This is a genomic window from Pirellulales bacterium (assembly GCA_035656635.1).
Classification (GTDB): Bacteria; Planctomycetota; Planctomycetia; order Pirellulales; family JADZDJ01; genus DATJYL01.
Map to the genome: position 1 here is coordinate 1 of DASRSD010000010.1, position 4,107 is coordinate 4,107.

General features: G+C 55.1%; 4 protein-coding genes. 1 reads left to right on the forward strand and 3 read right to left on the reverse strand.

Annotation, left to right across the window (positions count from 1 at the left end):
- The 3 genes from VFE46_00950 to VFE46_00960 all read right to left on the reverse strand — a co-directional run.
- Positions 1-1,291: solute carrier family 23 protein (locus VFE46_00950; protein ID HZZ26544.1), on the reverse strand; the 1,291-nt coding region annotated here is incomplete at its 3' end.
- 167 nt (positions 1,292-1,458) lie between these two features.
- Positions 1,459-1,758 carry a hypothetical protein gene (locus tag VFE46_00955; protein ID HZZ26545.1) on the reverse strand — a complete coding sequence of 100 codons (300 nt, stop codon included), beginning with the start codon at positions 1,756-1,758 and terminating at the stop codon, positions 1,459-1,461.
- A gap of 17 nt (positions 1,759-1,775) precedes the next feature.
- A complete protein-coding gene (locus VFE46_00960; GenBank protein ID HZZ26546.1) occupies positions 1,776-2,246 on the reverse strand; it encodes a hypothetical protein in 471 nt (156 codons plus the stop codon).
- Between the two features lie 88 nt (positions 2,247-2,334).
- Between VFE46_00960 and cls the strand changes: the two genes are divergently transcribed.
- Positions 2,335-3,822 carry a cardiolipin synthase gene (gene cls, locus VFE46_00965; protein ID HZZ26547.1) on the forward strand — a complete coding sequence of 496 codons (1,488 nt, stop codon included), beginning with the start codon at positions 2,335-2,337 and terminating at the stop codon, positions 3,820-3,822.
- Positions 3,823-4,107: the final 285 nt, after the last annotated feature.

Sequence of the window (4,107 nt, forward strand, 5' to 3'; positions counted from 1 at the left end):
GTAGCCAGCCTTCCTCAACGTACTGCGGGGTTACACGCATGATGGTGGTCGTGCCAGTTACTTTTCGGATATACAAAAGTGCGGCCAGGACAATCCCGGTTTCGACCGCCACAGTCAGATCTGCAAACACGGTCAAGCCAAAGGTGATGGCCCAGACACTGATGTCGGCCCAAGTAAGCTTTAATAGTTTGGGGATTTCATGCCATTCGCCCATATTATAGGCGACCACCAGCAGAATCGCGGCTAGAACCGAAAGCGGGATGAATTTTGCCAATGGTGCAGCAAACAGCAGGATGCACAACAAAGTAACTGCGTGAATCATTCCGGCAATCGGTGTCTTTGCTCCCGACCGGACATTGGTTGCTGTACGGGCGATGGCTCCGGTTGCGGGAATACCGCCAAAAAATGGCGATGCCAAGTTCGCAATGCCCTGGCCGATAAGTTCCACATTGGGATTGTGCTTGTCGCCGCTCATCCGATCCGAAACCACCGCCGAGAGCAGCGATTCAATCGCACCCAGTAAAGCCACTGTCAGGGCCGAAGGGAATAACACTCCGATCATGTGGAAATCAATACGCGGCAGCGTAAACGAGGGTAGGCCAGTTGGAATACCGCCAAAACGAGTGCCAATCGTTTCGACATTCAAACCGGCAATTCCAACGATTGCCGTTCCCAGCACCAGTGCCACGATGTAAGCGGGAATTCGCTTGACAAATCGGCGAAACAATAGGATTAACACAATCGCTGCTGATGCCAGAGCCGTGGCTGTCCAGGAGATCGTAGCAAAGTGAGTGGCCAATACCTCCAATCGGCCTACAAACTCACCCGGCACTTTGTCGATTTGCAAGCCAAAGAAGTCTTTGATCTGCGTGCTGGCAATGAGAACAGCGATGCCGTTCGTGAATCCGACGATCACTGGTCTTGGAATATATTTGATCGTACTTCCCAAACCTGTCACGCCGAGCACCACCAACATTAACCCCGCCATCAGAGTGCAAACGGACAAGCCGTCGATGCCATATTTGGCAACGATGCCATACACGATCACGACAAACGCTCCCGTGGGGCCGCCAATTTGGGTTTTCGAGCCGCCGAACGCGGAGATTAAGAACCCAGCCACGATGGCCGTATAAATACCAGCTTGGGGTGATACACCTGACGAAATGGCAAATGCCATCGCCAGCGGCAGTGCCACCATGCCGACCGTCAGACCCGCGATTAAATCGGCGGAGAACTTTTGCCAGCTATATTCTCGCAGGCAAATGACACTTTTCGGAGTGAATCGGCTCATCGGTGGTGAACCTATTGTGATCGCTTCAAAATCACCGTCAGCATAAATCAGAAGGTACCGCTAGAGCCAGCCGACTTTTGGTTACAAGTCGAGTGGCGTTGGCCGGCACCGATACCCTGGATTGGACTAACGCAGCACCGGATTTTACTGCGATTCGGAACCCCGGTTCAATAGTTCGTTGTTCCGATCGCGCCGCTGACAAGGCCTCCGCGGAGGCTCATGGCGCCGGAATTGGTGAATGTCGCGCCGTTGAGATTAAAGGGAACAGTGCTGGAGAAATAGAACGTTCCGCGGTTGATGTTCGCGGCGCTAGCCACGGTGCTGAAGGACAGCATACCGCCGGCCATGGTCAGCGTGCCTTCGTTATCGAGGCCAAGGCCCCCGAGCGTCAAAGTGCGGCCAGAAGGAATCGAAAAATTGGCATTGTTTTCCATCCCATTGCCAGCGTCGAAGTCCGAGTTGAACACGGCGACTCCGGCGTTGATCAATCGGCCGCCAAATGTGACTGCGTTATAGACGAGAACGTCGCCGAATTCACGACGGTGCCCAGAAGCGACCCTCCGCTCATTGCCACAGTACCGCGGTCGATACTCAGGCCTCCGGTAAAGGTTATTCGCACCACCCAGCGTAAACGCACCCGAACCACGACGTTCAATTTGGGCGGGTTTGCCCAAATTGTCGGCTCATTGGCGGGCGCAGGCAGCGTGACAACCTTCGGCACGACTGGCTCAGATCTCCTCACGGTCGGGGCCGACAATTCGAACACGTCATTCTCCGGCGTAGTTTCCGATGCCTCGGGCAGGCGGACATTGGCCCACAATAACGGGCTGATCGTTTTTTGTATGCGGAATGTGCACAAGGCGCTATCTAGTTGTAAATCCGCCCACTGCATCCGTTCTAAATTGCCACGTCTGGCACCAGTCAGTAGCGCCAGGACAAAAAAATCCTGATACAATTGATTTTCCTGCGCCTGAATTGTCAAACACTATCATTCTCGGTGAAACACCGCCAATGCAGGTTGCACATGCTAAACTTGCTCCGCCATGATGCCCAACCTTTTTTTGCTGGCGGTCCTGCGGTGGTCGACCGATTGGTGGCTGCTGATCTTGTCGCTAAGTTACCTGCTGGCAATCGCCAGTGTTCCGTCCGTTTTGCTTCAACGGCGGGGAAAGCCACACTCGGCGGTTAGCTGGTTGCTCGTATTATTTGCCTTGCCCGGAATCGGAATTTTTCTGTGGTGGGCCATTGGCCGCAAGCACTTGGAGCGACAGCGGCGCAAACGGCGCAGAGCGGCGGCAAAAACTGCCTTTGCGCTGACTCAGGTTCGCGATGAATCAACCGCCGCTGCTTCGCCGCTGGACCTGCTGCCGATTCGCTTCATGCCTGTGGAAGAAGCCGAATGGGTCTTTCCGCCCACCATCGACAATCGGGTGCGTTTATTGATCGATGCCGCCGAAGCGTATCCGGCCATCGAAGCAGCCATTCGCGCCGCCAAACAACATATTCACATTTCGTTTTATATTTGGAACGACGATGCCACGGGCCGCGCGTGGCGCGACATGCTCATCGAAAAGGCGAAGGCCGGCGTGCATGTGCGATTATTGCTGGACGGTTTGGGAAGCCGATTTGCCCGGCGGCGGAAGATGATGCGGCCATTGCAAGAGGCCGGCGGCGAAGTGGCTTTTTTCTTGCCGCTAACGCTCTGGAGCACAAGGCCGACCATCAACTTCCGCAATCATCGCAAAATTGTGCTCGCCGATGGCTGCACGGGATTTTTGGGCGGCATCAACATCGGCGACGAATACACTTCCGGCTGGCACGATTTGGCGTTGCAATTAGAAGGATCGGTGGTCGACCAATTGCAGGAAACTTTTGCGGAAGATTGGTTCTTTGCCACCGGGCGCGAAATTGTCGCGCCGCAAATTTTCTGCCAATGGCAAACGCCGGAAGGCCAGGCGGCGCTGCCGCCGCCGGACGATGCCCACGCAGTGTGCAGCCTTCTGGCGAGCGGCCCGCACACTCCGCATAACTTTACCCATGACGCATTATTTCTATCGCTGGCGCAAGCCAAGCAGCGCGTGTACATCACTACGCCTTATTTGATTCCGGAAGAAAGCACCATGGCCGCCCTGCGAACAGCGGTTTATCGCGGGGTCGATGTACGCGTGTTGGTGCCGGCCAAAAGCGATGCTTGGATTGTGCAATGGGCCGGCCGCTCGTACTATCCCGATTTGCTGGCCGCCGGTGTGCGATTGTACGAATATCTGCCGACCATCTTGCACGCTAAAAGCGTGGTCATTGACGACGATTTATCGATTGTCGGCAGCGCCAACATCGATGTTCGCAGCTTCCGCTTGAATTTTGAAGCCAGTTGCCTGGCGCGCAGCAAGCCGCTGGCTCATCGATTGCTCGATTTATTTTCTCGTAATTTGCAACACAGCCGCGAAATCACCCACGAAGACGTGCAGCGCCGCTCCTACTTGTCGCAGTTGGGCGATGCAGCCGCCCATTTGCTAAGCCCGCTCATGTAGCGTTTCTGCGGATAGATGATGGTCGATTTTCTTCGGCAGCCCCTGCTCGATTTGCCGTCTCCTGCGCGATACACTAATCGACGGGCAGGCAATTCCGCCCGAAATGGGAGTGATCCAATGAATATGAACTTATTTGTCGCCGTTGTCTGCTTGATGGCGGCTTCGCTGGCTGGGAAAGAGCGTTTCGCACAGGCGGCTGATGCCGATAAGAAATCGACCGATCAAGCCGGCGATTGGGTGCAACTATTCGACGGCAAGTCTCTCGATGGTTGGAAAGCCAGCGAA

Excerpts from the sequence above, each read along its gene's own strand:
- cls (HZZ26547.1), top strand. The coding sequence starts at position 2,335 with ATGATGCCCAACCTTTTTTTGCTGGCGGTCCTGCGGTGGTCGACCGAT.